7 protein-coding genes and 1 pseudogene are annotated in these 15,186 nt (G+C 72.0%); 6 read left to right on the forward strand and 2 right to left on the reverse strand.

Annotated elements, in window-relative coordinates:
- The first annotated feature begins 7 nt into the window (after positions 1-7).
- Positions 8-4,615: a coiled-coil domain-containing protein gene (locus ACWD2L_RS36300; protein ID WP_351339487.1), complete on the forward strand. Its 4,608-nt coding sequence runs from the start codon at positions 8-10 to the stop codon at positions 4,613-4,615.
- Between the two features lie 52 nt (positions 4,616-4,667).
- Here the strand turns inward: ACWD2L_RS36300 and ACWD2L_RS36305 are convergent, their stop codons facing one another.
- Entirely contained in the window at positions 4,668-5,084 is a 417-nt protein-coding gene (locus ACWD2L_RS36305) for a hypothetical protein (RefSeq protein ID WP_351339485.1), read from the reverse strand.
- Between the two features lie 427 nt (positions 5,085-5,511).
- On the opposite strand from ACWD2L_RS36305, the gene ACWD2L_RS36310 reads away from it, so the two are divergent.
- The 5 genes and pseudogenes from ACWD2L_RS36310 (at position 5,512) to ACWD2L_RS36330 (ending at position 13,501) form a co-directional block, all read left to right on the forward strand.
- Complete coding sequence (locus ACWD2L_RS36310) at positions 5,512-8,328, forward strand: sensor histidine kinase (RefSeq protein ID WP_351339482.1); 2,817 nt, start codon at positions 5,512-5,514, stop codon at positions 8,326-8,328.
- Positions 8,325-8,762: a roadblock/LC7 domain-containing protein gene (locus ACWD2L_RS36315; protein WP_351339480.1), complete on the forward strand. Its 438-nt coding sequence runs from the start codon at positions 8,325-8,327 to the stop codon at positions 8,760-8,762. Before ACWD2L_RS36310 ends, ACWD2L_RS36315 begins: the two co-directional genes overlap by 4 nt.
- 9 nt (positions 8,763-8,771) lie before the next feature.
- Complete coding sequence (locus ACWD2L_RS36320) at positions 8,772-9,167, forward strand: DUF742 domain-containing protein (protein WP_351339478.1); 396 nt, start codon at positions 8,772-8,774, stop codon at positions 9,165-9,167.
- Positions 9,168-9,221: 54 nt separating this feature from the next.
- Positions 9,222-12,918 (forward strand): annotated as a pseudogene (locus ACWD2L_RS36325) (hydantoinase B/oxoprolinase family protein).
- Entirely contained in the window at positions 12,899-13,501 is a 603-nt protein-coding gene (locus ACWD2L_RS36330) for a GTP-binding protein (protein WP_351339472.1), read from the forward strand. The pseudogene ACWD2L_RS36325 and the gene ACWD2L_RS36330 overlap by 20 nt, the downstream one beginning before the upstream one ends.
- Positions 13,502-13,613: 112 nt before the next feature.
- On the opposite strand, the gene glpK is transcribed toward ACWD2L_RS36330, so the two are convergent.
- Positions 13,614-15,125, reverse strand: coding sequence for a glycerol kinase GlpK (glpK, locus tag ACWD2L_RS36335; protein WP_351339469.1), 1,512 nt, complete (start codon positions 15,123-15,125; stop codon positions 13,614-13,616).
- Between the last annotated feature and the right edge of the window lie 61 nt (positions 15,126-15,186).

Below are 15,186 nucleotides of genomic sequence, written 5' to 3' on the forward strand. Positions count from 1 at the left end.
GTCCGCCATGTACGAGCTGTCCCGGGTTCGCCTCTACTCCATTGGGCCCGCCGGTGCGCGCTACGCCGACACCGTGCTCGACCTGCGGGGCGTCGGCGAGCCCGTGCCCGACCCCGCACCCGCCCAGGCGGAGTTCTTCGAGGACGAGCCCGTCGGCCCGCCGCGCCGCCCCGCGCCGGCCGGCGTGCTCTTCCTGGAGAACGGCGGCGGCAAGTCGGTCCTGCTCAAGCTCATCTTCTCGGTCATGCTGCCCGGTCACCGGAACACCCTGGGCGGCGCCAGCTCCGGCGTGCTGCGCAAGTTCCTCCTCGCCGACGACTGCGGACATGTCGCCCTGGAGTGGCAGCACACGCTCACCGGCGAGTGCGTCGTCGTCGGCAAGGTGAGCGAGTGGCGCGGGCGGCAGGTCTCCAACGACCCGCGGAAGTTCGCCGAGGCCTGGTACTCGTTCAGGCCGGGCCCCGGACTGAGCCTCGACTCGCTGCCGGTCGCCGAGTCCAGCGCCGTACGCGCCGCCGAGGGCGCCTCGGGCGCGCAGGGGCGGCGCCGCACCATGAAGGGCTTCCGTGACGCGCTCACGGAGGCGGGCAAGGCGTACCCGCACCTGGAGGTGCACTGGGAAGACATCCACGACCGGTGGAACGAACACCTCGGTGACCTCGGCCTCGACCCCGAACTCTTCCGCTACCAGCGGGAGATGAACGCGGACGAGGGCGAGGCCGCGGGCCTCTTCGCCGTCAAGAAGGACTCCGACTTCACCGATCTGCTGCTGCGCGCCGTGACCGACACCCGGGACACGGACGGCCTCGCCGACCTGGTGAGCGGGTTCGGGAACAAGCTGGGACGGCGCGCCGAGCTGATCGCCGAGCGCGACTTCACGGCGGGCTCCGTCGACCTGCTCACCCGCATCGTGGAGGCCGCCGACACGCGGGGACGCGCGCGTGACGTGCACGCTGCCGCCGAGCGCCGCACGCGCACGCTGGCGCGCCGGCTGTCCGCCCGCGCCGCCGTCGAGCGCGGCCGTACCGGGGAGCTGGCCCAGCAGGTCACCGCCGCCGCGCACACCGTCACCGAAGCGGACTCGGCGCGCGAGCGCAGCTCCCTGATCGCCGCCGAACTCGCCTACCGTCACGCCTCCCTGGCGCTCGCCGGAGCCGAGAAGGCCGCCGCCGCGCAGAAGCGCGAGCTGGCCGACGCGCGGGGCCTCCACTCCGCGTGGCAGGCCGCCGAGGCCGTCCTGCGCCACCGCGCCGCCGCCGACCGCTCCGCGCGCGTGGCCGTCGCCATCCGCGAGGCCGAGCGCGACGCCGCCCCCGCGCTCGCGGCCCGCGCCAAGGCCGCGTCCGAACTCGTCCGGTCGCTGCACGGCGCCGCCGAGCAGGCCGAAACGCACGCGAACGAGGAGGAGGAGCGCTCCGCCGTCCTCCAGGACGCGGGCGAGACCGCGCACCGCGATGCCACGGCCGCGGCCACCGAGGCCCAGCGTGCCCGCAGTGAACTCGGGCACCTGCGCCAGCGGCTGACCGAGGTCGAGCAGGAAACCACCGAGGCCGTGCGCGCCGGGTGGATCGACGACAGCGTGCCCGACGCCGACCCGGCCCGCGCCGCGCTTGCCGCGGCCGACGCGGAGAAGACGACCGTCGCCGCGTGGGACACCGCACGCGAAGCCGCTCGCCGGGCCTCCGAGCACGCGCGCGAGGCCGCGGCCGTCGATGCCCGCGCCGAGCTGACGGCGGCCCGTGCCGCCGATGCCGCGAGCGCCGCGGAGCAGGCCCACCAGGCGGAGGAGCAGGCGGCGGCCTCCCTCGCGGGGGAGGAGCGACTGGCCGAACTCCTCGGTGTGGGCGGGCCGTTCGCAGCCTCCGGGGCCGCGGAATCCGACGCGGATGCGCAGGACGCCTCCGAGGGCACCCTCACCGCCGAAGACCTGGACCGCTCCGCCGACGACCTGAAGGCGCTCCTCGACGACACCGTGACCGCTGCCGAGCGGCAGCTGTTCGAGCTCCGTACGGCCGCCGCCGACGACTCCCGGATCCTGGGCGCCCTGGGCGACGGCGGCCTGCTCCCGCCGGGCCCCGACGTGCTGGCCACCGTCGAGTTCCTCGGTGAGCACGGCATCCCGGCCCTGCCGGGCTGGCGCTACCTCGCCCAGTCCGTCGATCCGGCCGACCACGCGCGCGTACTCGCCGCCCGGCCCGAGCTGGTCGACGGCGTCGTGATCACCGACCCGGCGGCCCATGGGCGGGCCCGGGAGGCGCTCGCCGGTGCGGCCCTGCTGCCCCGCTCCGCTGTCGCCGTCGGCACCGCCGCCGCGCTGCTCGCCCCGACCCCGGCCGAGAACGCGTCGGACGCGAACGTCTTCCTCGTACCGCCGAACCCGGCCATGCACGACGAGCACGCCGCCGACGAGGAGCGGCAGGCGCTCCGCGAGCGCGCGGCTCGGCGTGACGAGGAAATCCGCACACTTGCCGGGCGCCTCGCCAAGGACCGCGAACTGGCGGCACGCCTCACCTCCTGGCGTTCCGGCTGCCCCACGGGCCGCCTCGCCGAACTCGCCGCCGCGGCCGGTGCGGCCCGTACGTTCGCCGAGGAGTCCGAGGCCGAGCTCGCCGAGGCCCGCACGCTGCGCGCCGAGGCCGACGAGTCCGCCGCCGAGGCGACCCGCGTGCGCGACGAGCGGCAGGAGGCGGCGCAGAAGGCCCGCCGCGCCGCCGACGCGCTCGCCGGGCTCGCGTTCCGCCTGCGCGAGCGCGCCCGCTGGCAGGCGAAGGTCCGCGAACTCGCCGACGAGGCCGTCGAGTCGGAGGCCCGGGCCCATTTCTGCCTGGAGCACGCGCGTTCGGCCGACGAGGACCGCCGGGCCGCCCAGCGCTCCGCCGACGACGCCCGCCGCACCGCCCGCGCCCTGCGCGCCGAGCGCGCCGAGATCGCCGGCGCCCCCGACGACGTACCGGAGGGAGCGGCGCCCCAGGCGTCACTGCCCGCGTTGCGCGAGGCGTACCGGGCCGCGTCCCAGGTCTACGAAAAGGTGGGCGTCGGCGCCGACCTGCGAGCCGAGCAGGCCCGCGCCGAGTCCGACGAGTCCGCGGCGCTCGCCGACCTGGACCGGCTCACCAACAAGGTGCGCACCCGCGCCGCCACCCTGCTGGAAACCTCCGAGGGCGCCGACGGCCCCTCGCGGCAGGCCGCCGCCGCCCGCGCCGAGGAACTCGTCCAGCTCCTGGAGACCCGCGGCTCCACGGCGAGCGAGCAGCTCGGCCGGCTGCGCGGCGAGGCCGAACGGCACGCGCCCGAGGACGGCGACGCGCACACGGAGCTGCCCGAGGACCTCGTCCCGTCCGGCACCGAGCACGCGCAGACCCTGCTGCGCACGGCCACCACCGAACTCGCCGTCCGCACCGACGCGTTGAGCAGCGCCCGCGCCGCCCACGCCGAACTCCTCGACGCACACCGTGCCGCCGAGGACGGGGCCGGGGGCTTCGACGAGACCGCGGCGCTCCTGCGCGATCTGTTGCGCGACCACGCGGACCCGTCGGAGGAGCAGGACGAGCCGGAGCCCTATCCCGGCGCCCTGGAGGAGGCCCGCCAGACGGCGGCCGAGGCCCGGCGCTCGCTGCGCGGCTGCGCCGCCGACCTGTCCACGGCCGAGGCGGCGGTCCGCGAGGCGAGCGACATCCTCGTGCGGCACGCGAACTCCACGCGGTACGAGCAGGTGCGCACGCCCGCCCGTCAGCAGATCCGCGAACTGCCAGCGTCCGCCCTCCCCGAGCACGCGCAGAAGTGGGCCGACGCGTTCGCACCCCGACTGCGCGTCCTCACCGACGAGCTGGCCCAGTTGGAGCGCAACCGCGACTCGATCGTGGACCGGCTGCGCGGCCTCGTGGAGTCCTCGCTCGCCACCCTCCGCTCCGCCCAGCGCCTGTCCCGGCTGCCCGAGGGGCTCGGCGAGTGGTCCGGACAGGAGTTCCTGCGGATCCGCTTCGAGGAGCCCGACCAGGCCACGCTGATCGAGCGGCTCGGCGAGGTGATCGACGAGGCGACCAGTGCGGCCGTGAAGAAGAACTCCGACCTGCGCCGCGACGGCATGTCGCTGCTGCTGCGCGGTGTCGGTGCGGCACTCCAGCCCAAGGGCATCGCCGTCGAGATCCTCAAGCCGGACGCGGTGCTGCGTGCCGAGCGCGTCCCCGTCGGACAGATGGGCGACGTCTTCTCCGGCGGTCAGCTGCTCACCGCGGCCATCGCCCTGTACTGCACGATGGCCGCGCTGCGCTCCAACGACCGGGGCCGCGACAAGCACCGCCACGCGGGCACGCTGTTCCTCGACAACCCGATCGGCCGTGCCAACGCCACGTACCTGCTCGAACTGCAGCGTGCGGTCTCCGACGCGCTCGGCGTGCAACTCCTCTACACCACCGGCCTGTTCGACACGACGGCGCTCGCCGAGTTCCCGCTCGTGATCCGGATGCGCAATGACGCGGATCTCCGGGCCGGCCTGAAGTACATCAGCGTGGAGGAGCACCTGCGTCCGGGGCTGCCGCAGCAGGACCCCGAGGGCGAGACGGTGCACGGCGAGATCACGGCCACGAGGATGTACAAGCGACCTGCTGACGCCTGATGCCTGATGCCTGATGTCTGCTGCCGCTTTCTGGGCGCGCGGCGGGGGCGGGTCAGGAGTGGGTCAGCTGCCCGGCCCTGCCGCGCCTGCGTATGTTGACCGAGTCGGGCCGCGGGACGCCGCGTCGCGACCTCGCGGCACGGCGGGCCTGGCGGCGCTCCTTGCGCAACTGCCGGGCCGTGCTGGCCGGGACCGAGACGACGCCGTGCCGCTGGTTCCACACCTGACGCGTCACCCAGACGTCGAGGACACCCCACGTGGCCGCGACCGTGCTGGCCACGCTGCTGAGCACCATGGGGAAGGCCAGCCAGGAGTCGGTCAGCGTGCACAACACTGCGATCATGGCCTGGATCAGGGTGAGCGCGACTATGAGGACGGCCCGTACCGCTGACGTCCGTACGGGATCGGGCATCCGGCGTCGACGCGCCGGCTCCTCGATCCACAGCCCGCTCCGCTCTGCCGTGCCCATCGCCACGTCACTCCCCACCGCTCGTGGGCCCTCAACGGCCCTCAAGCCGATGCCCCCGCATCGGCACTGCACAGTGACTGCCCGAATTGCCGTGCTTTACGCCGTCGAGGCGCCCCCTCCCTTCTTGAGGACGAACGGCGCGCCGGGAAGATTCCCGTTTTGGCGAACTCGCCTGTTCCGGGCGGGCGGTGCGGAGGATTCCGGCCAACTCTTCGACAGGCAGGGCCGGTTGTGACCACTGTCGAAGAGGGTCTCGAGCGGAGGGAATCTCCCGCAATGCCGGACAACTCGTGATGTCAGCACCACGGTTCACTCGGACATCATCCGGACAGGTCTTCGAGTTGCTCCTGTCTCAGTAGTAGGCTCGCGCCGTTTGTTGACGCACATGTGTGCCCCTGAAGGCAGAGGGGTCGATCTGGGGGAGGCCGTGCGCTTTCGCGGGAAGTCCATCCGCAGGAAGATCGTGGCGCTGTTGCTGGTGCCGTTGCTGTCCCTGACGGCCATCTGGGCCTTCGCCACGGTGATCACGGGACGCGCCGCCGTCCAGCTGATCTCCGCGGGCCAGGCGGTCGACTCGGTCGCCTACCCGTTGATCGCCACGAGCCGTTCCCTGCAGGCGGAGCGCCGCCAGACACTCGTCTATCTCGCCGACCCCCGCGCCTCCGACGCCCAGTCGGCGCTGCGGGCCGAGCGGACCACGGCCGACGAGTCGATCACGCGGATCAAGGAGAAGGTGCGGGACGGCGACATCCGCGACGACCTGGACGGCGACGCCCGGGTCTCCCTCGATACCGCCGTCGAGGGCCTGGAAGGCATCGAGTCGCTCCGTCGGAACGTCGACGAAGGCACCGTGACCCGCGCCCAGGCCCTCGAGTTCTACAACCGCCTCATCGCGCCGACATACGACTTCCTGCTCGACCTCACGGCCCTCGACGACGCGAAGGTGGAACGCCAGGCGCGTGCCCTCGTCGGCGTACTCAAGGCACGCGAACTCCTGTCCCAGGAGGACGCCCTGGTCGGCTCGGGTCTCGTCGCACGCCGGTTCAACCAGCAGGAGCTGCGGCAGGTCTCCGACCTCGTCGCCCAGCGTTCCCTCCTCTACGAGAGCAATCTCGCGCTCCTGCCCGACTCCGAGCGCTCCCGCTACCAGCGGTACTGGAAGAGCCCGGAAACCAACCCGCTGCGCGCCGCCGAGGAAGCGGTCGTGAACGGCTCTCCCGGGACTCCCCGGGGCGTCACCGCGCGGAGTTGGGACAAGGCCTCGCAGTCGGTGCTCGACGAACTCGTCGACCGGGACACCGCCGCGACCGAGCGCTACCAGGACCGCGCCCGCCCGGAGGCCATCGACGTCCTGGTGCGGGCCGGGGTCGCCGGAGTGCTCGGTCTGCTCGCCCTGCTCGTCTCCCTGTACCTCTCCGTACGCATCGGCCGCGGGCTCATCCGCGATCTGCGCCGGCTCCGTCTCGAAGCGCACGAGGCCTCCGGTGTGCGGCTCCCCGGTGTGATGCGCCGGCTGGCCGCCGGGGACGAGGTCGATGTGGAGACCGAGGCGCCGCGTCTCGAATACGACAGGGACGAGATCGGACAGGTCGGCCAGGCGCTCAACACCCTGCAGCGATCCGCGGTCGAAGCCGCCGTCAAGCAGTCCGAGCTGCGCCGAGGCGTCTCCGAGGTGTTCGTCAACCTCGCCCGGCGCAGCCAGGTCCTGCTGCACAAGCAGCTGACCTTGCTCGACACGATGGAGCGCAGGACCGAGGACACCGACGAACTCGCCGACCTGTTCCGCCTCGACCACCTCACCACCCGGATGCGCCGCCACGCGGAGGGCCTGGTGATCCTTTCCGGCGCCGCCCCGTCCCGGCAGTGGCGCAGACCCGTCCAGCTCATGGACATCGTGCGCGCCGCCGTCGCCGAGGTGGAGGACTACGAACGCGTCGAGGTACGGCGGCTGCCGCGGATCGCCGTGACGGGGCCGGCCGTCGCCGACCTCACCCACCTCGTGGCCGAACTCCTGGAGAACGCCACGGTGTTCTCGCCGCCGCACACCGCCGTGCAGGTGGTCGGTGAGCGCGTCGCGAACGGCTTCACCCTGGAGATCCACGACCGCGGCCTCGGAATGGCCCCCGACGCGCTGCTCGACGCCAACCTGCGCCTCGCCGAGACACCGGAGTTCGAACTCTCCGACACCGACCGGCTCGGCCTGTTCGTGGTCAGCCGCCTCGCCCAGCGGCAGAACATCCGCGTCTCCCTCCAGCCGTCGCCCTACGGCGGCACCACCGCGGTGGTCTTCATTCCGGACTCCCTGCTCACGGACGCCCCCGACACCGAGGGCGCCGGCTTCCGTCTCGACCGGCCCAACGCGCTGCGCCGCACGGCCCCGTCGGCGACCCGATCGAAGCCGGGCTCCGTGGCCGGGCTGCCCGGTCTGCCGGCCTCCGTGCTCAACGGGCCGGTCGAGCTGGAGGCCCCGCTGACGACCTCCGACATGACCCGGTTCCCCGGAGCCCTGGGCGACGAGGACAGCGAGCGCGGCGGCCTGTTCCGCCCTCGCCGTGCCGTGTCCGGGCCTCCCGGTGAACAGCACCAGCAGGCCGAGGACGACCGCGCCGGGAGCGACGGCACGAACACCTCCCGCCACACGGACACCTCCCGCCACACGGGCGGCCCGCGTCGTTCCGGGGACCGTGACGCGCAGGATCCGGCGGCCGGCCCTGAGGGGCCACTGCCGCTCCCGCGACGGCGCGTGCCCAAGCTCGTCAGCTCGCACGGCAGGCCCGTGACCCACAGCCGGCCCGGCGCGGACGACCGCGCCGGGCCCGAACCGGGCGAGCGGCACGACCGGGGCAACGGCGACGGGCAGGGTCACACCCCGGACGGCTTCCCGAGACGTCGCACCCGTGCGGTGGAGGAGGCCGCGGCCCCGCGCGAGGCCCCCGAGCCCGCGGCGGACGCCCAGCGGCCCGGCACGTCCGGCACCACTACTGGCGGCCTGCCCCGCCGCGTGCGACAAGCCAACCTGGCCCCGCAGTTGAAGGACGGCCCGGACCTGCGCGGCGACAGCGCGGCACTGGCCGAAGACAGGACTCCCTCCGAACTGCCCGCCGACCGGGACGCCGACGAGGTGCGCAGCCGTATGGCCTCGCTCCAGCGCGGCTGGCGGCGTGGACGCGCGGAGAACACCGCGGGCGATGAGCGCACCGACGGGACAGCACGAGGAACGAACTCTGAGGGGGACGGTCGATGACCGCGCCGAAGGCCAATGCGCAGACCACCAATGGGGTTGTCGGCGAGCTGAACTGGCTCCTGGACGACCTGGTCGAGCGCGTCGCCGGCATCCGGAAGGCGATGGTGCTCTCCGGCGACGGGCTGCCCACGGGCGTCTCCGAGGGGCTCAGTCGCGAGGACAGCGAACACCTCGCCGCCGTTGCTTCCGGATTCCACAGCCTCGCCAAGGGGGTGGGTCGGCACTTCGACGCGGGCGGGGTGCGGCAGACGGTCGTCGAGCTCGACGAGGCCTTCCTGTTCGTCACCGCGGCGGGGGACGGCAGCTGCCTCGCGGTGCTGTCCGACGCGGACTCCGACGTCGGCCTCGTCGCCTACGAGATGACCCTGCTGGTCAAGCGCGTCGGGGTGCACCTGGGGACGGCCCGGCGCACGGACCTGCCCGCCGGAGGGTAGTGGGTCGGTATGAGACCAGACGGTCAGGAGACGCATCACTGGTTCGACGACGACGCGGGCCCCGTCGTGCGCCCGTACGCCATGACGCGCGGCCGCACCACCAGCGCGGGCCGCCACCGGCTCGACCTGATCGCGGTCGTCGTCGCCGAACAGCATGAAGGCGGCGCGGCGACGGACCAGACGATGTCGCCGGAACACGTCGACATCGTCGAGCTCTGCCAGGACGCCCCGCAGTCCGTGGCCGAACTGGCCGCCGAGCTCGATCTCCCGATAGGGGTGGTGCGCGTCCTCATAGGGGATCTCGTCGACGACGAACTGGTCCACGTGACACGGCCGGTGCCACCGGCGGAGCTGCCCGACGCGAGTATTCTCCGCGACGTGATCGACGGCCTCAGAGCGCTCTGATCCGACAGCGGAGCCTGCGGGGCACAGGAACGGGGCGGACGGCGGGAGACACACGTGGCAGGCTGGCAGTTCTGGATCGACCGAGGCGGCACCTTCACGGATGTCGTGGCCCGGCGGCCCGACGGCCGCCTGCTCACGCACAAGCTGCTGTCCGACCATCCGTCGCGCTACGCCGACCCGGCCGTCTTCGCGATCCGCGAACTCCTCGGCGAGGACGAGGGCGAGAACGCGGGCGCTGAGGCGGCGCCCGAGGACAGGCCCGGCGACCGCGTCGACTCCGTCCGCATGGGCACCACCGTCGCCACCAACGCCCTCCTGGAACGCCGCGGTGAGCCGACCGCCCTCGTCATCACGCGCGGGTTCCGCGATGCCCTGCGGATCGCCTACCAGAACCGGCCCCGCATCTTCGCCCGCCGCATCGAGCTGCCCGAACTGCTCCACGAGCGCGTCATCGAGGTGGACGAACGGGTGGACGCCCAGGGCGAGGTGATCACCCCGCTCGACCTCGGCGCCCTCGAAGGCTCGCTGCGCCGGGCCTACGAAGAAGGCATTCGAGCGGTGGCCGTCGTCTGCCTGCACAGTCACCTCCACCCGGATCACGAGCGAGAGATCGGCGCCCTCGCCGAGCGCATCGGCTTCCCGCAGATCTCGCTGTCCAGCGAGGTCAGTCCGCTCATGAAGGTGGTGCCACGGGGCGACACCGCCGTCGTCGACGCCTACCTGTCGCCCGTCCTGCGCCGCTACGTGCGCCAGGTCGCCGAGCAACTCCCCGACGTACCGCTGATGTTCATGCAGTCCAACGGAGGGCTTGCCGAGGCCGGGCAGTTCCGTGGCAAGGACGCCATCCTGTCCGGGCCCGCGGGCGGCATCGTGGGCATGGCCCGGATGTCCGGGCGCGCGGGCTTCGACCGCGTCATCGGCTTTGACATGGGCGGCACCTCCACGGACGTCTCGCACTTCGCCGGCGAATACGAGCGGGTGCTCACCACGCAGATCGCCGGAGTGCGGCTGCGCGCGCCCATGCTCGACATCCACACCGTCGCGGCGGGCGGCGGCTCCGTGCTGCACTTCGACGGCAGCCGCTACCGGGTCGGACCCGACTCGGCCGGCGCGGTGCCGGGACCGGCCTGCTACCGGGGCGGCGGCCCGCTCACCGTCACCGATGCCAACGTCGCCCTCGGCCGCGTCCAACCCGCCTACTTCCCCCACGTGTTCGGCCCCGAAGGTGACCAGCCGCTCGACGACGGCCTCGTACGCGAGCGCTTCGCGGCCCTCGCCGCCGAGATCCGCGCAACGACCGGGGACGCGCGCACCCCGGAGCAGGTGGCCGAGGGCTACCTCCAGGTCGCCGTGGCGAACATCGCCAACGCCGTGAAGCGCATCTCGGTGCAGAAGGGCCACGACGTCACCCGCTACGCCCTCACCACCTTCGGTGGCGCCGGTGGCCAGCACGCGTGCAAGGTCGCCGACGAACTCGGCATCCGGACGGTCCTCGTGCCGCCCATGGCCGGCGTCCTCTCCGCGCTCGGTATCGGCCTGGCGGACACCACGGCGATGCGGGAACAGTCCGTCGAGGCCACCGTCGACGCCTGCTCGATGCCGCACATCCTCAAGACGGCGGACGATCTGGAGAGTGCCGCACGCGACGAGCTGCGCGCCGAGGACGTCCCGGAGGAGCGCATGCGGGTCGTGCGCAGGGCCCAGCTCCGCTATGACGGCACGGACACCGCGCTCACCGTGGAACTCGCCGAACCCGACGCCATGACCCGCGTCTTCGAAGAACGTCATCGCGCTCACTACTCCTTCACCCTGGACCGACCGCTCGTCGTCGAATCACTCTCCGTAGAAGCCACTGGCCTGACCGATCCCCCCGATCTTTCGCATCTCGCTCTCCACGCCACCGCCCCCGCAGCCTCCTTCACCGTCCGCCTGCACACCGGGGGGACCTGGCGGGACGTACCCCTCCATCACCGGGCTGAACTTCCGCCCGGCGACCCCGTCGAGGGGCCGGCGATCATCGCCGAGGACGGATCGACGACCGTCGTCGACGACGGATGGCAGGCGGCCCTCGCGGACGACGGTCACCTGATCATGGAACGGTCGGCGATTACAGAGAGTTCCGATCCGGGCACAGAATTCGCGGAAGAACCCGATCCGGTCATGCTCGAGGTCTTCAACAACCTCTTCATGTCGATCGCCGAACAGATGGGCGCCCGCCTCGAGTCGACCTCGCAGTCCGTCAACATCAAGGAACGTCTGGACTTCTCCTGCGCGCTCTTCGACCCCGACGGCAGCCTGGTCGCCAACGCCCCGCACATTCCCGTGCACTTGGGCTCGATGGGCACCAGCGTCAAAGAGGTCATTCACCGCCGCGGCTCGACGATGCGGCCCGGCGACACCTACGCCGTCAATGACCCGTACCACGGCGGCACGCACCTGCCCGATGTCACCGTGATCACTCCGGTCTTCGACACGGACGGTGACCGGATCCTGTTCTACGTCGCCTCGCGCGGCCACCATGCGGAGATCGGCGGCATCGCCCCCGGCTCCATGCCCGCGAACAGCCGCAGCATCGACGAAGAAGGCGTGCTCTTCGACAACTGGCTGCTCGTGGAGGCCGGCCGGTTCCGTGAGGAGGAGACGCTGCGCCTGTTGACCGAGGCACCCCATCCCTCCCGCAACCCGCGGACGAACCTCGCCGATCTGCGCGCCCAGATCGCGGCCAACCAGAAGGGCGTCGACGAAGTCGCCCGCATGATCGAGAACTTCGGCCTTGACGTCGTGCTCGCCTACATGAAGCACGTACAGGACAACGCCGAGGACTCCGTACGACGCGTCATCGACGCCCTGGAAGGCGGCGAGTTCAGCTACGAGACCGACTCGGGCGCGGTCATCCGTGTGCGCGTGAGCGTGGACCGCGCACAGCGTTGCGCCACCGTCGACTTCACCGGCACCTCCGACCAGCTCACCACGAACTTCAACGCCCCGTTCGCGGTCGTCAACGCCGCCGTCCTGTACGTCTTCCGGACGCTCGTGGACGACGACATCCCGCTCAACGACGGCTGCCTGCGCCCCCTGAACATCGTCGTGCCGCCCGGCTCCTTCCTCTCGCCCCAGCCGCCCGCCGCGGTCGTCGCGGGCAACGTGGAGACGTCACAAGCCATCACCGGAGCCCTCTACGGCGCCCTTGGCGTGCAGGCCGAGGGCTCCGGCACGATGAACAACATCACCTTCGGGAACGCGCGCCACCAGTACTACGAGACGGTGGCCTCCGGCTCCGGCGCCGGGGACGGCTTCCCCGGGGCGCCCGTCGTACAGACCCACATGACCAACTCGCGGCTCACCGACCCCGAGGTCCTCGAGTGGCGGCTGCCCGTCCTCCTGGAGGAGTTCGCGGTCCGGCGAGGCAGCGGGGGAGCGGGCCGCTGGCCGGGCGGTGACGGCGCCGTGCGGCGCATCCGCTTCCGCGAGCCGATGACCGTCTCCACGCTGACCCAGCACCGCAGGGTGCCGCCCTACGGGATGGCGGGTGGCGTCCCCGGAGCGCTCGGCGCCAACTCCGTGGAGCGCGTGGACGGCACCGTCACCCGCCTCGACGGCAGCGATACGGCCGACGTGGCCCCCGGCGACGTACTGGTCGTCGAAACGCCCGGAGGTGGCGGCTACGGGCCGCCCGGGGCGAGCAGCAGTACCCGAGACAACGACACCAGCGAGGCAGGAGAGACACAGCCATGATCTTCGGGCGTTCTGAGCACCGAAAGGCCCCCGTCGAGCCCGTGACGCTCAAGATCCTGGTGGCCGGCGGCTTCGGCGTGGGCAAGACGACGCTGGTCGGCGCGGTCAGCGAGATCCGGCCGCTGCGCACGGAGGAATTCCTCACGGAGGCGGGCCGCCCCGTGGACGACACCGCGGGCGTGGAGCGCAAGGACACCACTACGGTGGCGATGGACTTCGGCCGGATCACGCTCCGCGACGACCTCGTGCTCTACCTCTTCGGCACACCGGGACAGAACCGCTTCTGGTTCCTGTGGGACGAGTTGGCGACCGGCGCCCTGGGAGCAGTCGTCCTCGCGGACACCCGCCGTCTGGAGGACTGCTTCGCCGCGGTCGACTACTTCGAGCGGCGTTCCATACCGTTCATCGTCGGCGTCAACTGCTTCGACGGCGCCTCCCACCACCCGGCCGACGCGGTCCGACAGGCGCTCGACCTCGACCCGGACGTCCCTGTGGTCCTGTGCGACGCGCGCGACAAGGAGTCGGTGAAGGACGTGCTGATCGCCGTCGTCGGCCACGCCGCGGAAGCCGCCGAGCGCAGGCAGCCCGCGGCGACCTGAGTACGCACGGCGGCGGCCCGCACCCCCGCCGACCGGGGTCCGAACCGCCGCGTACGCGCGCGTGGATGGCTGTACGTCACCACGCGCGCGGGGACATGGCCTGCGAGCCGTCTCAGTCCTCGTGCCAGCCGAAGCTCTTCTCCACGGCCTTGCGCCAGTTGTGGTACTCGCGGTCACGGACTCCCGCGTCCATCGCGGGAGTCCACTCCGCGTCGCGCTGCCAGTGCGCCTTGAGCTCGTCCAGGTCGTTCCACACGCCCGTCGCGAGCCCCGCGGCGTACGCGGCGCCCAGGCACGTCGTCTCGGACACCCTGGGCCGGATCACCGGAACGCCCAGGACGTCGGCCTGATGCTGCATCAGCAGGTCGTTCTTGGTCATGCCGCCGTCGACCTTCAGGGTCGTGATCTGCACCCCGGAGTCCTGGTACATCGCGTCGACGACCTCACGGGTCTGCCAGCTCGTCGCCTCCAGGACGGCACGCGCCAGGTGGCCCTTGGTGACGTACCTGGTGAGGCCGGTGACGACGCCGCGCGCGTCGGAGCGCCAGTAGGGCGCGAACAGACCGGAGAAGGCGGGCACGATGTAGGCGCCGCCATTGTCGTCCACGCTTGCCGCGAGCGTCTCGATTTCGTCGGCGGTCTTGATGATGCCGAGCTGGTCGCGGAACCACTGCACCAGGGCACCCGTGATCGCGATCGACCCTTCGAGGCAGTACACGGGCGCCTCGGAGCCGATCTTGTACCCCATGGTGGTGAGCAGGCCGTTCTTCGAAGCGACCGGCCGGTTACCGGTGTTGAGCAGCAGGAAGCTGCCGGTCCCGTAGGTGTTCTTGGCGGTACCGGTGTCGTAGCAGGCCTGCCCGAACACGGCCGCCTGCTGGTCGCCGAGCGCCGAGGCCACCGGCACGCCGGCCAGCTGTCCGACGGCAGTGCCGTACACCTCGGCGGACGAACGGATCTCCGGAAGCAGCGACTCCGGAACGTTCATCGCCGACAGGATCGACTGGTCCCACTGGAGGGTCTCCAGGCTCATCAGCATGGTGCGCCCGGCGTTGGTGACATCGGTGACGTGCACGCCGCCGTCGGTGCCCCCGGTGAGGTTCCAGATCAGCCACGAGTCGATCGTGCCGAAGGCGAGGTCCCCGCGCTCGGCCCTGGCCCGCAGGCCCGGCACGTTGTCGAGCAGCCAGGCCGCCTTGGGCCCGGAGAAGTAGCTCGCCAGGGGCAGGCCGGTCGTCTCGCGGAATCGGTCCTGTCCGTCGGCGCCGCCCAACTCGTTGCAGAGCGCCGAGGTTCGCGTGTCCTGCCACACGATCGCGTTGTGCACGGGCTTGCCGGTGGCCCGGTCCCAAAGGACCGTCGTCTCGCGCTGGTTGGTGATGCCGAGGGCGCTGAGCTGGTCCGCGCGCAGTCCCGCCTTGGCGATCGCCCCGGCGACCACGGCCTGGACCTTGGACCAGATCTCGGTGGCGTCGTGCTCCACCCAGCCTGGCTTCGGGAAGATCTGGCGATGTTCGCGCTGGTCGACGGCGACGATCTCGCCGTCCTGATTGAAGATGATGCAGCGGCTCGAGGTGGTGCCCTGGTCGATGGCGGCGACGTACTTCACGGAAGTGTCGGGCATGGCTACCCCTTCGTAAGAAGACGTTCGAGAGTGTTTCTGCGCTTCAGAACGCTGCGTTGCT

The sequence above is a fragment of the Streptomyces sp. NPDC002754 genome (assembly GCF_053592315.1).

Excerpts from the sequence above, each read along its gene's own strand:
- ACWD2L_RS36300 (WP_351339487.1), top strand. The coding sequence starts at position 8 with ATGTACGAGCTGTCCCGGGTTCGCCTCTACTCCATTGGGCCCGCCGGT.
- ACWD2L_RS36305 (WP_351339485.1), bottom strand. The coding sequence starts at position 5,084 with ATGGGCACGGCAGAGCGGAGCGGGCTGTGGATCGAGGAGCCGGCGCGT.
- ACWD2L_RS36315 (WP_351339480.1), top strand. The coding sequence starts at position 8,325 with ATGACCGCGCCGAAGGCCAATGCGCAGACCACCAATGGGGTTGTCGGC.
- ACWD2L_RS36320 (WP_351339478.1), top strand. The coding sequence starts at position 8,772 with ATGAGACCAGACGGTCAGGAGACGCATCACTGGTTCGACGACGACGCG.
- ACWD2L_RS36330 (WP_351339472.1), top strand. The coding sequence starts at position 12,899 with ATGATCTTCGGGCGTTCTGAGCACCGAAAGGCCCCCGTCGAGCCCGTG.
- glpK (WP_351339469.1), bottom strand. The coding sequence starts at position 15,125 with ATGCCCGACACTTCCGTGAAGTACGTCGCCGCCATCGACCAGGGCACC.